General features: G+C 42.0%; 15 protein-coding genes. 7 read left to right on the top strand and 8 right to left on the bottom strand.

The features are described 5' to 3' along the window. Positions 1–224: 224 nt before the first annotated feature. Together QPK24_RS10485 and QPK24_RS10480 are read right to left on the bottom strand one after the other, a co-directional pair. Positions 225–3,032 (bottom strand): chitinase N-terminal domain-containing protein, encoded by a 2,808-nt coding sequence (locus QPK24_RS10485; protein WP_285748479.1) that lies wholly within the window; start codon positions 3,030–3,032, stop codon positions 225–227. Between the two features lie 285 nt (positions 3,033–3,317). Continuing rightward, complete coding sequence (locus tag QPK24_RS10480) at positions 3,318–5,054, bottom strand: ABC transporter ATP-binding protein (RefSeq protein ID WP_285748477.1); 1,737 nt, start codon at positions 5,052–5,054, stop codon at positions 3,318–3,320. 139 nt (positions 5,055–5,193) lie between these two features. Here QPK24_RS10480 and QPK24_RS10475 point away from each other — a divergent pair, with 139 nt between their 5' ends. The 7 genes from QPK24_RS10475 (at position 5,194) to QPK24_RS10445 (ending at position 12,704) form a co-directional block, all read left to right on the top strand. Beyond that, positions 5,194–6,651 (top strand): ABC transporter permease, encoded by a 1,458-nt coding sequence (locus QPK24_RS10475; protein WP_407082974.1) that lies wholly within the window; start codon positions 5,194–5,196, stop codon positions 6,649–6,651. A 13-nt stretch (positions 6,652–6,664) separates the two neighbouring features. Continuing rightward, the gene (locus QPK24_RS10470) at positions 6,665–8,182 is read left to right on the top strand and encodes an ABC transporter permease (RefSeq protein WP_285748475.1); all 1,518 of its coding nucleotides are present in this window, start codon (positions 6,665–6,667) and stop codon (positions 8,180–8,182) included. A 43-nt stretch (positions 8,183–8,225) separates the two neighbouring features. Continuing rightward, positions 8,226–10,046 carry an ABC transporter substrate-binding protein gene (locus tag QPK24_RS10465; protein ID WP_285748473.1) on the top strand — a complete coding sequence of 607 codons (1,821 nt, stop codon included), beginning with the start codon at positions 8,226–8,228 and terminating at the stop codon, positions 10,044–10,046. 440 nt (positions 10,047–10,486) lie between these two features. Further along, complete coding sequence (locus tag QPK24_RS10460; RefSeq protein ID WP_285748471.1) at positions 10,487–11,083, top strand: hypothetical protein; 597 nt, start codon at positions 10,487–10,489, stop codon at positions 11,081–11,083. Positions 11,084–11,128: 45 nt separating this feature from the next. Next, positions 11,129–11,752 carry a DedA family protein gene (locus QPK24_RS10455; protein ID WP_285748469.1) on the top strand — a complete coding sequence of 208 codons (624 nt, stop codon included), beginning with the start codon at positions 11,129–11,131 and terminating at the stop codon, positions 11,750–11,752. Between the two features lie 3 nt (positions 11,753–11,755). Then, positions 11,756–11,881, top strand: coding sequence for a hypothetical protein (locus QPK24_RS10450; protein ID WP_285748467.1), 126 nt, complete (start codon positions 11,756–11,758; stop codon positions 11,879–11,881). Between the two features lie 139 nt (positions 11,882–12,020). Next, on the top strand, positions 12,021–12,704 hold the full coding sequence (locus QPK24_RS10445; RefSeq protein WP_285748465.1) for a cytochrome P450: 684 nt from the start codon (positions 12,021–12,023) through the stop codon (positions 12,702–12,704). A 155-nt stretch (positions 12,705–12,859) separates the two neighbouring features. On the opposite strand, the gene thpD is transcribed toward QPK24_RS10445, so the two are convergent. From thpD to ehuD, 6 genes are read right to left on the bottom strand one after another with little or no spacing between them, the layout of a single operon-like run. Next, a complete protein-coding gene (gene thpD / locus QPK24_RS10440; protein ID WP_285748464.1) occupies positions 12,860–13,768 on the bottom strand; it encodes an ectoine hydroxylase in 909 nt (302 codons plus the stop codon). A 13-nt stretch (positions 13,769–13,781) separates the two neighbouring features. Further along, positions 13,782–14,174 (bottom strand): ectoine synthase, encoded by a 393-nt coding sequence (locus tag QPK24_RS10435; RefSeq protein WP_285748462.1) that lies wholly within the window; start codon positions 14,172–14,174, stop codon positions 13,782–13,784. Between the two features lie 3 nt (positions 14,175–14,177). Continuing rightward, positions 14,178–15,464: a diaminobutyrate--2-oxoglutarate transaminase gene (gene ectB, locus QPK24_RS10430; RefSeq protein ID WP_285748460.1), complete on the bottom strand. Its 1,287-nt coding sequence runs from the start codon at positions 15,462–15,464 to the stop codon at positions 14,178–14,180. Positions 15,465–15,482: 18 nt separating this feature from the next. Then, entirely contained in the window at positions 15,483–15,995 is a 513-nt protein-coding gene (gene ectA, locus QPK24_RS10425; protein ID WP_285748458.1) for a diaminobutyrate acetyltransferase, read from the bottom strand. Between the two features lie 43 nt (positions 15,996–16,038). Next, positions 16,039–16,887, bottom strand: a complete 849-nt coding sequence (gene ehuA, locus QPK24_RS10420; RefSeq protein ID WP_283771309.1) for an ectoine/hydroxyectoine ABC transporter ATP-binding protein EhuA — start codon at positions 16,885–16,887, stop codon at positions 16,039–16,041. A gap of 12 nt (positions 16,888–16,899) precedes the next feature. Next, entirely contained in the window at positions 16,900–17,562 is a 663-nt protein-coding gene (gene ehuD, locus QPK24_RS10415) for an ectoine/hydroxyectoine ABC transporter permease subunit EhuD (protein ID WP_285748455.1), read from the bottom strand. Positions 17,563–17,564 lie beyond the last annotated feature (2 nt).

The following is a 17,564-nucleotide window of genomic DNA, read 5'->3' as shown; positions in this document are numbered from 1 at the left end:
GGTGTATTCTACACTACAAAAAAGCACCTTTTACAAAAAGAAAAAAAGCGTGATATCTCCAGTTGTCTGGTCGATTCGCTATTCTATTGTCATTTCACAAAATGTAAGAAACTTCAATCTGTTTGATCTGTCGTTTATTTTATCAACAGTAAAAATGGTTGTCAAACCTTTTTTTTACATTTAAAAAGTGCTGATAACCTGCCCAGGTCATCAGCACTTTTACGCTATTTTACAACAACGATTACTTTATCAGTTACTGTTTTTCCTGAATCATTCACAAGCTCTGCATAATACTCATATGTTCCTTGGGAACGATTCGTTATGGCAGACACTGCGCGCTGGGCATTCGGCGTCTGTGCACTTAAAGACTGGGTATCAATAAGCTCGCGATTCTCATATAAACGGTAAGAAGTTGCGTTTGTGCCCCACCATAGATTCATTTCCACCTTGTAGTTACCGTCTTGATCCCAGTTATCATGAGAAAGTATGGCTTTTCCTGGATTGGCATCCGTTACTACAACGACAACGGAAGTGGACGCGCTCGTACCGTAGCTGTTAGTCAGTTCGCTCTTATAGGTATAAGTTCCGTTTGCTTTTCCAGTAATCGATGTTACTGCAGACTGTCTTTCCGGCGTACGATCACTGATTTTTTGGGTATCGATAAGCGTTCCATTCTCGTATAATTTGTATTCGGTCGCGTTATTTCCCCACCACAAGTTCATCGTAATCTCATAACTTCCATCCTGTAGTCCATTGTCATGGCCGTTATTGCTCGTTAGTACTGCTTGTCCGGGCACACCTTCAGCAAGAACAGGTTCACTCGGTTCTTCAGGTGTTTCAGGCTCTGTACTTTCCGCAAGTGTAATATCACTGAGTCCTCTAGGTTTTAACTGATATACCCCGCGAAAAATAGCAGATATGCCTGTCAGATTCACTTTATCTCCGGCTTTATAAGGAAAGTTGTCCACCGTGATTCCCGTACGAGCATCAATCCTCACATGACTTTTTTGCTCCCCTACGGCATCAAATTCAAAGGATCCTGCAGGAGACGCACTAACCAAGTTTTCAATGGTAACGTTATTCAGTTGTACCAGCTGACCTTGTGTGTCATCCCCTAAAGAAACTACGGGTTTCGTACTAGGAACATTACCGTCACCTATTTTTTCAATGGATTCAATCTCATCAAGTTCAAGTTCTGTATTATATACGGTTAAAGCCGCCTTTACCCTTACCTTATCCCCGATCTTGAATCCACTTTGCGTTTGATACACATAGATCCCAGCGGTATCATCCTGTATATAAAATGCTTGTCCCCCAAAGCTGCCCGGCTGTGTCGTCACTACGCCTTCGACCATAACCTGAGCTCCCTCGCTTTTCGTTCTCGCTTCACTAATCGTTGACAGTGTAATTTCAGGAGCCTGACCTTCCCCATCAGGAAGCGGCTCTGCAGGAACATTTGCGATTGTAACTGGGTTTGTCACCAGATTATTACCGTTTAGTCTGAGCCTCAAATTCGCTGCTCCGGTTGTACCTGGTTTTATCTGTACAGTAATGTCCTTTGTTGCTATGCCTTTACTATTCGCCGTCAAGCTGAATGTCTGACTATAACCATAAGCACTTGGCCAGGACAGGTCTGCATTTTGAATTTTGGCAACTTGTGTTCCGCCTGTCGTATAGATACCTGCACTATACCCAGTTACCGTACTGTTTGGCGCAAGATTATTCACGACCACACGGATTTGGAAAACTTCGCTGTTAGGAAGCTGGTTTTGATGCACAAAATTATACTGTGGGCTTGAAGGAGTTGCTGCGGTACTACCATAAGAACCTGCTTTAAACGTAGATGAATCCCACCATTTATAACCGGCAGCAGGCTGAGACCATGGTTCTGACTGAGGTTCTGTAGAAGCAGCGGGCACCTCAAACGGCAGCAAAGGTGTTGGCTGATCAAGTGCAAGACCATCTACTTCCGTAAAATCAGAATAATCCTCATCTTCGGAAAGCCAGTTTACTAGATTAACCAAGAGAACCCCATCATCTTGTTCTTTAAAACCATCATACGTCGTTTTTTTACTGCCATTTTCCTCACGAACGTACTTAGGAGTTGCATCCTCGACTGGGGAAGAATCGCCGATGAAGGCTGCTTTACCAAGACCGGCTTTTGCTACAGCCACATAAGGACCTTCTTCTATTCCGCCTCCGTTATATACACCTTGGTCGACGGCATTGCCCCAAGCTGCATTTGTCTTTGGTAAATATACAATCCCTTTGGCTTTTGTTGGATCGATAATGGCGAGTGTCGAGCCCGCATGCATGGCTACCTTCGATACCCCTTCGGTTATCCCAAATGATTGACTAGGAGCAACGATATTGTTCGCCGTGATATCACCCAGCGCATTGTAACGGAATCTTACACCAAAGTTATCAGCAAGCCAGTCCGAACTGACAACACCTTGCATCGCTGCTGAATTTTTCTCTTCAGTACTCATCCCTTTTGCTGGGTCTGTATAAGCCCCTCTGCGGTATCCATTAATGGACTCAGAACCGTCCCAGCGGTTTTTGTTCCGGTCCGCATTATAATGATCACCAATGAAAAAGATACTTCCACCTTGATCCACATATTGCTCCATTGCCATTTGTTCGCTTTGTTTAAAGGGTATATTCGGCTCTGCTACGACAAAAACATCATAATCGGAGAGATCTGTCAGCGTGATTGGAGTAGACTTACGGAGTTCTTTTACATAATAACCATCTGAAGCAAGCGCATTGCCGAAATCGGAGAATCCTCCATCAATGACCCAATCCGCCGCTCCTGCCGTTTGTGCATGGGTATTGTCGAACAATACTCTCTTACCCGCATTTTCATTAACTACTTTAGCTTGAATATAGGGTGCGGGATCTTGTGCGCTCTCTGCTTGAGCAGTAGGCGTAATGTCAGCTGACCATCCAGTCTGAACAGACAGTGCTAATGCGGCTGCCACCACATATTTAAAAAAGCGGCTGCCAAGATTCTTCTTCCGTATTGTCTCCATCTTTTCCCTCCTATAATGTTAATATTTGTATATACCCTCTTATTCTAGCACCTACACATTAAAAACATTGCTGGATTGTGTAAAATAAAAAACAGAAAGAATAGAGCTCATGCATGCTCATTCCTTCTGTTTTTTTCTGTTTCTACAACTATTCTTTGTGAATAGGTTTACATCTAATCTTAAGTGGACTACAACACCAAGAATGATGAAAACCTACACATAACCCGTGCTATCAGCCGTTATTCAGCCATTCGTTTATTAGTTATTTTATCCCGTATTAGAGTTTTATCCCGTTGGAACTGCAACAAAATGACCTTTCGATACTTCTACGAGTTCCGATTGTAATAGATTATATTTATCGGCACTTGTTTGTTCTTCTAGTAGTTTACGAGTTTTCTTGGATTCGATCTTGGGGTCAGGCACCGGAATGGCTGCAAGAAGAGATTTCGTATATTCATGCTGCGGATTAGCATATAATTCTTCGCTTTCCGCAAGTTCCACAATCTTCCCTGCATACATCACTGCTACCCGGTCGCTGATATGTTTAACCATCGATAGATCATGCGCGATGAATAGATAGGTAAGTCCCAGCTTATGCTGCAAATCTTCAAGCAGTTCCACGACTTGTGACTGAATGGATACATCGAGTGCAGATAAGGGTTCATCACATACTAGAAACTTAGGCTCCACAGCTAATGCGCGGGCAATACCAATACGCTGTCTTTGTCCGCCAGAGAATTCATGAGGATAACGTTCTGCAAAAGAAGGCTCCAAACCTACAAGATCCAGCAGCTCTTCGACTCGCTTTTTACGAGCCTCTTTACTTCCGCTCATATGATGAACATCCATGGATTCACCAATAATGTCCATAATCTTGAATCTGGGGTTGAGCGAAGCATAGGGATCTTGGAATATCATCTGCATATGTCTGCGCATCAACTTCATTTCTTTTCCATTTAAACGGTGGATCGGCATGCCTTGATATAATACTTCTCCTGCCGTAGGTTCATGCAGTCGTAAAATGGATCTTCCCGTCGTCGACTTTCCAGAACCGGATTCACCTACTACGCCAAGCGTTTCCCCAGGGGCGATATGAAAACTGATATTATCTACTGCTTTAATGATCTGTCCTCTGCCCATATTAAAATATTGTTTGAGTCCCGTTACTTCGAGCAGCGGTTCCTTGCTTGTGTTCAGAATTAGGGAAGCGGGCTTCGGTTTCTTCTTCTCATCTAGACGAGGGAGTGCATGTAAAAGTTTTTGAGTGTAAGGATGCTTCGCTTCCTCAAAAATTTCTTCCGTCGTACCTGTCTCCACTACTTCGCCGCTTTTCATGACCACAACGCGATCACACATTCCGGCTACAACTCCAAGATCGTGGGTGATGAGAATGATAGAGGTTCCAAATTTCTCTTGCATATGTTTCATGACATTCAGAATCTGAGCTTGAATCGTCACATCAAGAGCCGTAGTCGGTTCATCAGCAATCAGCAAAGCAGGACGGCACGCAAGCGCAATAGCAATCATTGCACGCTGCCTCATTCCCCCAGAGAATTCATGCGGGTACTGATTATACCTCGTCTCACTATCTCTTATACCGACTAACTTCAACATTTCAATCGCTTCTTGCTTTGCTTCTTTCCTGGACAGCTTGCGATGTTTTTTTAGGCTTTCAGCAATTTGTTTTCCTATTTTTATGGTCGGGTTAAGTGAAGTCATCGGATCTTGAAAAATCATTCCTATATCTCTTCCCCGGATGGATTCCATCTCTTTCTCTGTTTTATGAGCCAAATTTTGGCCCATAAATAGGATCTCGCCGTCTTTCATCTGAGCAGGTGGTGTGGGAAGCAGTCGCATAATGGAACGGGCCGTAACGCTCTTACCGCTCCCTGACTCTCCGACAATGCCAAGTGTCTCTCCTTTTTTTAGCTCAAAACTAACCCCTTTAACGGCTTCAAACTCTCTTTCCTGATTCAAAAAAGATACTCTCAGGTTTTTTACTTGTAAAATACTAGCATCCATTATGTTCACCTACCAACGATGTTTTCTTGAAACTATGTAAAATTTATACTTGGAAAGATTGACTTTTTAAACAGCGGTAAATAAAATATACTATATTGATCGGAATTATGCAATTTAAACCCGAAAGGAGGCCAAAACCGTGGAGATTGCGAGAAAACAACCAGGTCCTTCAACAGAGCTTTTCCGTTTATCAAGCATCATTAGTGAATTGTACAAGAAGATAAGGGTTCGTCCTGCCTATTCGTTCTTTCTCTTTGTTGTTGGATTTCCGGTTCATTTGTTTGTTTTGTTTTACTATTTACTACATCGTAATCGATCTATTGCCACTGAAGTCAGCACACAAGTGCAACAAGAATTGAGTGAAGCCAATTTCTATAATGAGTTAGTAGAGCGGTACACTTTGCAATTAGAACGTAAACATGCCTTTTTCGATCAATCAGGTTCCGCTAAACAGATTCAAGAAACAGCAGAGAAGTGGGCGAACGATACGCGTCTAGAGAAACAGGAAGAACTTATACGACTCCGCCTTCAGGAACGAGGACTTGAGAAACCTTCCTATGATCAAACTTTTCAAACCCTAGTACATAACAGGCTGTTTCTTATCTTATCTTTTCTTCCCGGAATTCTGATGTATATGGTGATTCTGCTTTACAGTAATCCGTATACCAAATATGTAATGGAACGTTTCGTAATGACGATCTTCGTTATTATGGGTGTTGTCGTTATTGTCTTCACTCTCCTTTACATGTCACCTTTTGATCCCGCTGCCAACATTCTTGGAGAAGGTGCAACAAAAGAGCAGATAGCGAACTTCAACCATATTTATGGACTGGATCAAGGCTATCTTAGCCAGCTGTGGAACAACATGAAAGGGATTGCTTTGTTTGATCTCGGAACTTCCTATACAGGGAATGAAGATGTTGCCGCAAGCATTGCACGTAAGTTTCCGATTACGCTGACACTTACGCTCATCTCGCTCTTCTTTTCTGTACTTATTGCGATACCTGTGGGTATCATCTCGGCAACAAAACCAAATTCATTTTTTGATTATACGTTCATGTTTATCGCACTGCTCGGACTATCCATTCCGAACTTCTGGCAAGGGCTCATCTTTATTCTGAACTTTTCCATTAAACTGGGCTGGCTGCCCGCCACCTATAGTCCAGAAAATGCGGCTTCCATCATTATGCCGGTCGTTGTACTCGGTACAGGACTTACGGCTGCTGTAGCGCGGATGACGAGATCATCTACCCTCGAAGTCATTCACGAAGATTATATTATTACAGCGAAAGCAAAAGGTCTTAGTCGACGGGTTGTACTGTGGAGACATGCAGTAGGCAATGCCATTATTCCGATTATTACGGTGATTGGTCTTCAATTCGGCGGGATGCTTGGGGGAGCAGCGGTCACAGAGAAGGTATTCAACATTAGCGGGATTGGAAGTTACATTGTGGATAAACAGTTTATTCCCGATATTCCCGGTATACTGGGCGGTGTTGTATACACGGCGATTACCATCTCCATTGTCAATGTTTTCATCGACATCTTGTATGCCTTTTTCGATCCTCGAATCAGGTCCAAGATGAAACAATATTAAAGCAGGTGCTGACATGTCTACTCTTACTGAACAAAAGACTCCTAGAATCGAAAAGAGTCAGCAGTTAAAATGGTCACCCGAGTATATGCAGTCTCAATTTATATGGGTTGTCTCTTTATTGATAACTGTAGTTTTCCTTGGAAGCAGTTATGATTTTGCAAATAGAACCATTAAGCCTGCTCTATTCACTGTATTTGCCGTCTACGCGCTGTTTACGATAATTCAAGTTCTGATTACTTGGTTTATTCGGCGGGATGTACTGACGTATGGCGAGATTAGATCTGCGACAAGACGGCTCGGTTATATGCAAGTGTTATCGATCGTCACCGGTAATCTCTTTACTGCGATTTTTGGCTTACATTTCATTAAAAAGAAAACAACAAGCGAGTATACGCTCGCGATCTACTTGCTTGTAACCCAGATTTGTGTCATCGCTGTATCCTCACTAAACTTGTTTAAACCTTATGTGACGGATACCTTTTTACCATCCATGTTTGTTTTGATCGGCATGACCGTGTTTTATTTAATCACCTTAATCCTTGTGGCTGTGTTTGTGGACCGCCGTCAGGCTCCTAAATGGATGATCTACATGGCGATTCCGCTGATGCTGACAAGTATTACAGGAAACCTGTTTGCTTTATTACTTGGTCTTGACTTGATCTTCAAAATACGCCAAACACTGAAACCAGGGTCTGGTAACTGGGAACGAATCTGGGGCAAAATTACGAGGAATTACAGCTCCATGTTCGGACTTTTTTTCATCGTATTTATGTTCGCCATATCCGTATCCAGCTACTTTACGTTTGACTACGATATGGCAGTCCAGAATAACTACAGTGCGATCCTCCAAACACCCAATCTTGCTTACCCGCTGGGTACAGATCATTTTGGCCGTGATCTATTTTCTCGTATTGTATTTGGCGCAAGGATCTCCCTCGTCGTTGGATTTATCTCTACCATAATTCCGGTTATTATAGGCGGAATACTTGGAGCTTTTGCCGGTTACTATGGACGCTACACCGACAACATCATCATGCGACTGCTCGATGTGCTGTATGCCATCCCAGGTATCCTGCTTGCGATTGCGATCATTGCCGCATTTGGCGCAAATACTACGAATCTCATTCTTGCACTGAGTGTTGGCTCCATTCCTACTTATGCGAGAACGATGCGAGCAAATGTCCTCATGGTCTCCAATTATGAATACGTTGATGCGGCTCGGGCTTTTGGATCGAGTAATCTATCCATTATTTTCAGACATATTGTACCGAATTCCTTTGCACCGATGATTGTCAAATCAACCTTAACTATTGGCGGAGCCGTTATTGCGACCAGCAGTCTGAGTTATTTGGGGCTTGGCGTTGAACCGCATATTCCTGAATGGGGGAATATCCTCAAAGTCGGCAGCACTTATCTGGAATCACATTCCTACCTGGCAATCTACCCAGGTCTTGCGATTGTGGCACTTGTATTATCTTTTAACTTTCTAGGTGATGGACTTCGAGATGCACTCGATCCAAAGATTGATTAATTCACAAAATACAACTTGATAACAAACTTAAGGAGGGTTTTACTTGAAAAAAGCACTTTTACCCCTATTACTTGTCCTCATCCTGGTTATATCCGGCTGCAATGTGAATACGAAATCTGATGTTGCAGGAGAAAGTGAACCTGCTGAGAATACGACTGCCACTGATCTTGAACCCGTCGATATTGAACTGCTGGCTATGAGCAATAATGAATCTGATGTAAATATTATTCGTGATCAGCTCATTAAAAACGGTTTTAATGTAAAACTGAATCTCCAACCGGATTACGGCAGTTTTAAAGCACAAGAAGATGCTGGCAACTATGATATTTCACTCTCCGGCTGGACTACTGTAACGGGTAACCCAGACTATGCGGTCCGTTCTCTTTTCAAAACGGGCGGTGATTACAGTAAACTAGCTGATCCGGAGGTCGACAAACTCATCGACCAGGCTGCGACAGAAACACCTGAAGAATATACAGAAACGTATAAAAAACTCGAAGACTATCTTGTTTTTGATAAAGCTTATATCGCTCCGCTTTATATTTCTTTAAAAAGCCAAGGATTTAACAAAGATGTACTGAATCCAGATACGATTCGCTTGTCTAAATCTCGCTCCCAGGTATGGGAATCTATAGAGTTTAACGATGCTTCCAAAAATACGGCAGAGCCGCTTCTTCTGACGCAGGCAGCTTCGACTCTAACTTCACTTGATCCGATTAAAGGGAATGATGGATCGATCAACGCAATCAACACCAATATGTATGTTCGTCTTGTTAATCTAACGGATGATGACCAGATTACTTCTGACGGATCTCTTTCATTGAATCATGCTATTGCTGACGGTAATTCAGACTATTACTTTGTTTTGCGTGACGATATTCATTTTGCGAAAATTACGAATAAAAAAGCGGAAGACTCCGGTGAACGTGTTGGTGCAGAGGATGTCATTTTCTCTCTAAACCGTGCTAAAGATCCGAATTCGGTACCCGATCACCGTACCTACTCCTTGCATGAGCATATTAAAGATGCTGAAATCGTTACAGATCTCAGCTCACTTGAATCCATCAAACAAGCGGGTTCGGGAAATCCTATTATTGATGTGCTGAATCAAGGTTTAGATCAAGGAATTACACAGCTCGTTAGTGACAAGACACAAGCAGATCATCAATCAGGTAAATATCAAGTTGTGAAAGTCACAACAACCGAACCTTTCCCGCAAGTACTCAACTATTTAGCTCACCAGTCTGCTGGAATTGTGTCTAAAAAACAGGTAGAGAGCATTAATACGTATGATGTAGCAAACTTTGACGTGAATAAAGATATCCCTTACGGAGATCAAAATACAGTAACAGAAGGAAGCTCTTACAACAATACGCTGTATGCAAGCGGCCCTTACATTTTGTCTTCCAAAAATGATTATGAAGCTGTATTTTATAAAAACCCAGGATATATGACGGGTACAGAGTATGAACCGAAGATTTCTGAAATTAAAGTAAAATTCATTAAAGATGCTGACAATGCTTTATCTGCCCTGCGCAGCGGAGAAATTCATATGTACTACGGTGTTCCTGAAACCAAATATGATTTGGTTAAACAAGACAGTAAACTGCAATTACAAACCCTTGAAAGCAATGGAGTCAGCTACTTATTGTTTAATACAAAAGGCCGAGATGTTGCTGAAAGCGAAGATTTAAGAAAAGCCGTGCTATACTCCATTAATCAAGACGAAATTTTGTCGTTCTACAATAACAATAAATTTAAAGCAGTATCCACAGTTAGTCCTATCGTTAAAACGGGGAATGAGCTCGTAGCCGATCCCGCAAAAGTAAAAGACTATCTGGCTAAGTATCAGGAAAGTAAGTAATACCTATGTTTTAATTCAAAAAAAAGCCCTGTTCATTATTGTAGATGAACTTACATCATTCACATGTTCAAAAAGCTGCGTCTTCCGTTAGTTGACATAAGTCAAACACGGGAGGCGCTTTTTTGATAAGAAAATAGTACTAGTAATATTTCAATAAAGTAATTATTATTGATTGGTGAAAAGATACCCTCCGTCTGCTGAAAAATGTAAATTCCTGCCCAGCATATGATTGTTAACATTCACGTATACATGGTAGTAAGAATCAAAGCGTTAAATATTACAGAATGTGGGATAAAAACACAATCTTGTCACCTTCCTAGTCCTAAGACCAGGTTTCATATAGACTATAGTCAAGATGTAGATTACTACCCTAGCATGTTTTATTTAGTTAGCTAGCAAGATAGAATAAGGTAACGTTGTTTTTGGAGGGGAAAAGAAACATGTCAGCGAATAGAGTTGTTTATATCGTTCTGACTTCGACAGGTACGTATTTATCGAAACTGATACAATTTTATACGAAAGCTTCACTTAATCATGCATCCATAGCATTTGACCCAGAGCTGAAAGAGGTATATAGTTTTGGACGTAAAAATGCAGCGAATCCTTTTCTGGCAGGACTTGTCCGGGAAGATTACAGCTCCCCCTTTTTTCATTCATCTCACTGCGCTATATACACTTTAACTGTGACCTCTGAGCAATATAATCAGATGCACCATCTCGTTTCGGACATGATGAAGAGACAGCATACATATAAATATCATCTTCTTGGCCTGATTGGGGTTATGCTAAAACTTGAACTCCACAGGGAGAATGCTTATTTTTGCTCCCAATTTGTCTCTACTGTTCTAGGACATGGAGGCGCTCTGCCGGTACGTAAACCGGCCTATCTCGTTACACCTAGTGATTTTGAGAAAACAGAAATCCTGAAAGAAGTGTATCGAGGCAGTTTATGGGATTATACATGCGAGTCCAGTGAACGATCTGTTCGAACGATGACTACATCGATGGATCGAGTAAAGGCGCATATTATTTCATAGCCGTGTTGTATTTTGCAATATGGGCGGATAGGATGTCAATTAACGATGGTTTATGATTTTTTACTAGAATTTATTGATCATTTCGGCTACATTGCTTTGTTTTTAGTACTGTGTTTGGGGCTGATCGGTCTTCCGATTCCTAATGAGGTTGTTCTCATGACGGCGGGGACGTTATCTGCTGCAGGAATCCTCAATTACCCTTTCGCTTATCTCGCCGTGAGCCTTGGAATCTGTTCAGCCATGACCTTCAGTTATGTGGTAGGTCGTTTTTTTATCAAGACAAGATTATTCCGAAGTATGCAGAAGTCATCCAAAACCGAGCGTTATTTTACAATCTCGGAAAAATGGTTTGATAAATACGGTGGTTATGCCATCGGTATGAGTCTGTGTTTACCTTTTCTTCGGCATATTACGATGTACGTTGCAGGAATGAACAAGATGTCTTATCGAAAATTTGCTCTATACGCCTACCCTTCTGCTTTTTTATGGACACTGGTCTATTTTCTATTAGGTATTGTCGTGAAAGATCAGATTATGGAAATTGGTACGATGATTGAACATTATGGAACGATTCTTGTTGTTGCCCTCATTGTATGCTTATTGCTTTATTTACTATACCGATCATCTCGCAGTAAACAGCATCATAAAACCATTTCTGGGAGGAAATAACGCTTGAAAAATTCCAGTCAAGATCTCACTGAACAGGAGATTACCGCTTTTTTCAATGCCTATGACCCATTAATCCATCAAGATCCATACCCTTTTTACACGAAAATGCTTCAAGATCATCCGGCTTAGTATATAAAAGAGCGAAACACTTGGATTATCTCAAAACATGAACATGTTCAGTTCATTCTAAAAACTCCTACGTTTATTCGGGAGCGAAGCAGGCTTGAAGCAGAACCGATGGTTATGGATCCTAGGTGGCAAAATATAAATGAGCTTGAAAGAAACGAATCCCGAATTTATTCATGATTTTGCTTTTCCTCTTCCCGTTATGGTCATTGCAGATATGCTTGGTGTTCCGCAAGAAGATCGGAATATTTTTAAAAGATGGTCCAATTCTTTAGCGAGACTCCTTGATGTTACCTTCTTATCCGAAGAACAGCTTGATGAAGGCGATCTTGCTGCGGCAGAGATTCGAGACTATTTCCGTCAACAGGTAAGAGCGCGCGCGCGAAATCCAAAAGAAGATATCATAGAATCTTACACGCTTTTGCATGATCAGCAAGAATTAATTCCATCTGCGGTAGAAGAAATCCTAAGGTATGAAAGTCCTGTCCAGGTTACCAATCGAACAGCTGGAGAAGATATTCTGCTTGGCGATACGCTAATTAGACGGGGACAAGAAGTATTCTTATCCCTAGGTGCAGCTAACCGAGATCCTGCCGTTTTTAATGATCCGGATTATTTCGATATTACGCGAAAGAAAAATCGGCATCTGTCGTTTGCCACTGGGCCCCATTTCTGTATTGGTGCTCCGCTGGCAAGACTCGAAGCAATCACCGCTTTTCAGGTATTGTTGAAACAGTACCCTGCCCTTAGGTTCTCCGGGCCTACGCCAATATGGCGAAATCAAATTTTGTTCCGCGGACTTGAAGCACTTCATGTGAAACTGTAATCGTAAAAAGCTGAAAGCCTATTTCATAAAGGCTCTCAGCTTTTTTAGTTTTTGAAAACAACGATTGTTTTAGGCGATGATCAAGATATTCTGTTGATCACAATATATAAAAAAGATAGGTCCTATTATATGGATACCTATCTTTTTTATGAAATCTATTTATTTTCTCGGTTAGCGATATAACTTGGTCTTGCCTGTTGACCAGAATATGGCTGAACCAACTTATTCTCAACACTGTTATATACCATAAATATGTTGCTGCGAGGGAGAGGCGTGATATTACTATTCGAACCATGCATAATGTTGCAATCGAATAATACGATCGAACCCGCCCTACCGACAGGTGTATCAATTCCGCCTTCCTTTACCATACGAGTCAGGTTGTCATGGTCAGGGACTCCATATTCTTGCTTACGCAAGGAATCTTTGAAATGATTATCTGGCGTCTTACCTACACAAGCCACGAACTCTTTATGTGACCCCGGGACAACCATAAGAGGTCCATTGAAATGAAAGTTATCTTCCAGTGCAATAGAACAGCTTAATGCTCTCATTCGAGGCATACCATCCTCCACATGCCAAGTTTCAAAATCCGAATGCCAGTAAAATTCTTTGCCCGTAAAACCAGGCTTATAATTAATGCGCGATTGATGGATATACGTCTTGCTTCCAAGCAAGTACTCCACGATGCTAAGTAGTTTCGGGTCTTGAGATAGCTTCTGAAATACGGGCTTAGTCTCATGGATGGCAAAAACAGATCGCACTTCGCTGCCCTCAGGTTCCCGAATAATCTGATCGCTCTCCGATTGCCTAGCTGTAATCTGCAAATCTCGTGCTTCTTTTTGGTAATGGATTAGTTCTTCCTGATTTAAAAATCCTTCTAGAAACAGATATCCATGATGCTCATAGAAATCGGATTGTTCTTTCGTTACGGGTGAACTCGTATTCCATTCAGAGTGAACAACTGGGTCCTGTCTCTTCAAAATTCGAGGCTCGGAATGAATTCTTGAAGGATAGACGTCTACCTCTTTTTCTTGCAGTGTGGATATATGATTATTACTCATCGTTATCTCTCCTTTACTTCGAAATTTGGGAAAGCAGCGGGTATGTTCCTTCTTCATCATGAACTTCCGCACCTGTTAGTGGCGGATTAAACACACATATCATTCGCATTTGAGACCGAGCCCTCAGATAATGCTTTTCATGTCCATCAAGGGCATACATCATTCCCGGAGAGATTTGATATGTTTTCCCGCCGACGATTTCAATCTCACCTTCTCCTTCAATACAATACACAGCTTCAACATGGTTTTTGTACCAGATCAGTGTTTCAGTTCCCGCTTTAATAAGTGTGTCATTCAAGGAAAAACCCATCTCATCTTTGGTTAGGAGCAATCTTCTCGAGTTCCATGTCGTGGTATCAATATCATCCTTCGTATGAATAATCTCTTCTAAATGTTTAACAATCATGATTCATCTCTCCTCTGCAGATAATTGTTCCAGACTACGCTCCAGTACTTTCAATCCTTCTTTTAATGTATCGAGTTCAATGGTCAGTGGTGGCATTAGCTTCGCTACTTCACTATGCGGACCTGATGTTTCCATAATCAGCCCATGATCGAAAGCGATTTCAGAGAGTCTTCCAGCGAGTTCCTGTCTTTCAAATGCAAAACCTTGTATTAGACCTCTGCCTCGAGTTTCACCACGAAACTCCGGATACTTCACTGGAATATCCTCCAAAACTTTGCGAATAATCTTCTCTCTAATCTCAACATCAAGCTGAAAGTCCTTCGTCTTCCAATAATTAAGTGCTTCCGTAGCAGCAATGAATCCTAGATTATTACCTCGGAAAGTTCCGTTATGCTCACCTGGTTCCCACACATCGATCTCTGGTTTCAATAATGTAATAGCCATCGGAAGACCAAAGCCACCAATAGATTTCGATAGACATATAATATCCGGCTCGATACCGGCATCATCGAAGCTGAAGAACGGCCCCGTTCTACCACAGCCCATCTGAACATCATCAAGAATGAGTAAAATATCTCTTTCCTTACAGAGCTGCTCAAGACCCTTTAACCAATCTCGACTCGCAGAATTCAGGCCTCCCTCTCCTTGCAGAGCTTCTACAATAACAGCTGCTGGAATAGGAACACCGCTTCCAGGATCATCAAGTAGTTTCTTGATATATGCGAGTGTATCTACGTCATCTCCATAGTAGCCGTCATAGGGCATAAATACTGAGTGAGTAAGAGCTATACCCGCTCCTTCCCGCTTGAATGAGTTTCCTGTCACAGCGAGCGATCCAAGCGTCATACCGTGAAACGCATTTGTAAACGAAAGAATAGTGGAACGTCCTGTAACTTTCCTTGCTATCTTCAGCGCAGCTTCTACAGCATTCGTTCCCGTTGGTCCTGGGAACATCACCTTATGATTCCAGCCACGCGGCTTCAGGATCACCTCCTGAAATTGAGTTAGAAATGTTTCTTTCGCGTTTGTTGCCATATCAAGACTATGTGTAATGCCATCTTGCATCATATAGTCAATCAGCTTTTCACGAATCTGCTCATTATTATGGCCGTAGTTCAAAGCACCTGCACCTGCAAAGAAATCAATATATTTATTTCCATTTCGATCCCACAATTGAGCGTTTTTTGCCTTCTCGAATACCGTTTGAAAGTTTCGGCAATAACTTCTCACTTCAGATTCAAGATCGTTAAACACATTAAGTTCTGGCAATTCTAAAAGTTGATTATTCATAATACCCCTCCAATTGTTTCATATTTCATTGATGATTGGTCCGATAACAAACAATGGCTCATCCTCATGATTCGAACGATCTGGGAACATATCTGCACCATACCCTGCAGTAACGGTACTCGGAATTGATCTCTCCTCAGCAAAGCTCAGGAATAACCGGTGCGATGCCTTATTCGAAGGTGAGATGGTCGCTTCAATAAAACGCACGCCGTGGCACGCTTTTTGTTTCAAAAGATAGGTCAGCATGTTCTTTGCTATCCCTTGCCTTTGGTGTGTCCGAGCTACTGCGACCTGCCATACAAACAGCCTTTCTAGATTACGTGGTGATCGAAATGCTGAAATAAATCCGATGATGTCTCCCTCATGTTCGGCAATCATACAGGTATCATTAAAATAATCCCCGAGCAGCATGTAACAGTAGGGTGAGTTTAGATCGAGCGTCTCTGTATCTCGGATGAGTTCCCATACGCTGGCTCCGTCTTTTGCTATCGGATTACGGTATATGATCTCGGTTTCCGTGTTCACTGCCATCTTAATGATGTCCCCCCTTCTATAATCATTTTTTTGGTTCATGTTAATTTCCTGAAGAACGAAAACGCTGCAGAAAGCTCTGTAATCGATCACTTTGTGGGTTATCAAATATCTCTTCCGGTGTTCCTTGTTCCACGATTTTTCCATCAGCACCGAAAATCACTCGGTCTGCAATTTCTTTGGCAAATTCCATTTCGTGTGTAATCAACATCATCGCCATCTCTCCTTCTTCAGCGATTTCGCGGATTACCTCTAGCACCTCACCCACGAGCTCAGGATCAAGGGCTGAAGTTACCTCGTCAAACACCATCACTTTGGGTCGCATTACAAGAGCCCTTGCAATGGCAACACGTTGTTTCTGTCCACCGGATAACTTGGATGGGTACATCTTGAACTTATCTTCCAGACCAACCTTAGTAAGCATCGTAACTGCGCGTTCCTCTGCTTCTTCTTTGCTTAAGCCAAGCACTTTACGTGGAGCCTCTGTCACATTGCGCATCACATTCATATGAGGAAATAGATTAAAATGCTGGAACACCATACCTACATTGCACCGCATCCGGTGCAGATGCTTTTCGTTTGCGCGAACAATTCCCCCCTTATGCTCCATATGCCACAGAAGTTCTCCATCTACTTCAATCGTTCCACTTGTCGGTTCTTCAAGTGTCATCAGCATGCGTCCCATGGTTGTTTTGCCTGAACCGCTTGGACCAATAACAGCGACCTTTTCTCCCGGCTGCATCTCCAAATCAATACCATTTAGCACTTCTACATTTCCGAATGATTTCGTCACACCTGTGTATTTCACAATAGGAGATGTATCCGGTATTACTTGATTCTTCTTTTCTTGTGCAGAAACTTCCGTTTCCTCACGTTCAAATACCGTGTTCATATCGATCCCTCCTTATCTTCCCCTTTGTAAATTCATGCGCTTCTCCAGCTGTTGCACGAGTAATGAAGCGATGTAACTAATAATGAAGAACAATACACCGACTAATGTATACGGCTCAAAAGCTCGGAAGGATAAAGATACGATATTCTTGGCTGTGAGCATAAGCTCAACCAACGTAATTGCACATAGAATAGGTGTCTCTTTGAACATAACAATTAGATAATTCCCAAGTACGGGTATGATTGGTGGAATCGCTTGAGGTAGAATAATTTTCTTCCAAGTTTGAGATTTCGTATAATTCAGTGCTTTTGCCGCTTCCCATTGACCTTTTGGAACAGCCTCGATGCCAGAACGATATACCTCTGAGAGGTACGTGCTGTAATGAAGTCCGAGTGCTATGACCCCCGTATAAAAAGCCGGAATGGAAATACCCATAAGTAACGGCAGACTGTAATAAAGAAAGAACACTTGAACAAGCAGAGGTGTGTTACGTATGAACTCTATAACTCCTTTTGTCACTAACGATAGAGGTTTAAATCGACTTCGTGCCATAAATGCGAGAAGTAAACCTACGAATAATGCCAGTACAAAGGCACAGATCGTAATCAACACCGTCATTTTTAATGCCCCAAGTAACTGCGGCAAAATATCAAATACATAATCCCAATTCCACATTT

It is taken from the genome of Paenibacillus polygoni, from assembly GCF_030263935.1.
Classification (GTDB): Bacteria; Bacillota; Bacilli; order Paenibacillales; family Paenibacillaceae; genus Paenibacillus; species Paenibacillus polygoni.
This window is presented reverse-complemented; position numbering and strand designations above follow the sequence as displayed.

Bases quoted from the DNA above. Each gene is read 5' to 3' on its own strand.
- QPK24_RS10485 (WP_285748479.1), bottom strand. From the start codon at position 3,032: ATGGAGACAATACGGAAGAAGAATCTTGGCAGCCGCTTTTTTAAATAT.
- QPK24_RS10480 (WP_285748477.1), bottom strand. From the start codon at position 5,054: ATGGATGCTAGTATTTTACAAGTAAAAAACCTGAGAGTATCTTTTTTG.
- QPK24_RS10470 (WP_285748475.1), top strand. From the start codon at position 6,665: ATGTCTACTCTTACTGAACAAAAGACTCCTAGAATCGAAAAGAGTCAG.
- QPK24_RS10460 (WP_285748471.1), top strand. From the start codon at position 10,487: ATGTCAGCGAATAGAGTTGTTTATATCGTTCTGACTTCGACAGGTACG.
- QPK24_RS10455 (WP_285748469.1), top strand. From the start codon at position 11,129: ATGGTTTATGATTTTTTACTAGAATTTATTGATCATTTCGGCTACATT.
- QPK24_RS10445 (WP_285748465.1), top strand. From the start codon at position 12,021: ATGAGCTTGAAAGAAACGAATCCCGAATTTATTCATGATTTTGCTTTT.
- thpD (WP_285748464.1), bottom strand. From the start codon at position 13,768: ATGAGTAATAATCATATATCCACACTGCAAGAAAAAGAGGTAGACGTC.
- QPK24_RS10435 (WP_285748462.1), bottom strand. From the start codon at position 14,174: ATGATTGTTAAACATTTAGAAGAGATTATTCATACGAAGGATGATATT.
- ectB (WP_285748460.1), bottom strand. From the start codon at position 15,464: ATGAATAATCAACTTTTAGAATTGCCAGAACTTAATGTGTTTAACGAT.
- ectA (WP_285748458.1), bottom strand. From the start codon at position 15,995: ATGGCAGTGAACACGGAAACCGAGATCATATACCGTAATCCGATAGCA.
- ehuA (WP_283771309.1), bottom strand. From the start codon at position 16,887: ATGAACACGGTATTTGAACGTGAGGAAACGGAAGTTTCTGCACAAGAA.
- ehuD (WP_285748455.1), bottom strand. From the start codon at position 17,562: ATGTGGAATTGGGATTATGTATTTGATATTTTGCCGCAGTTACTTGGG.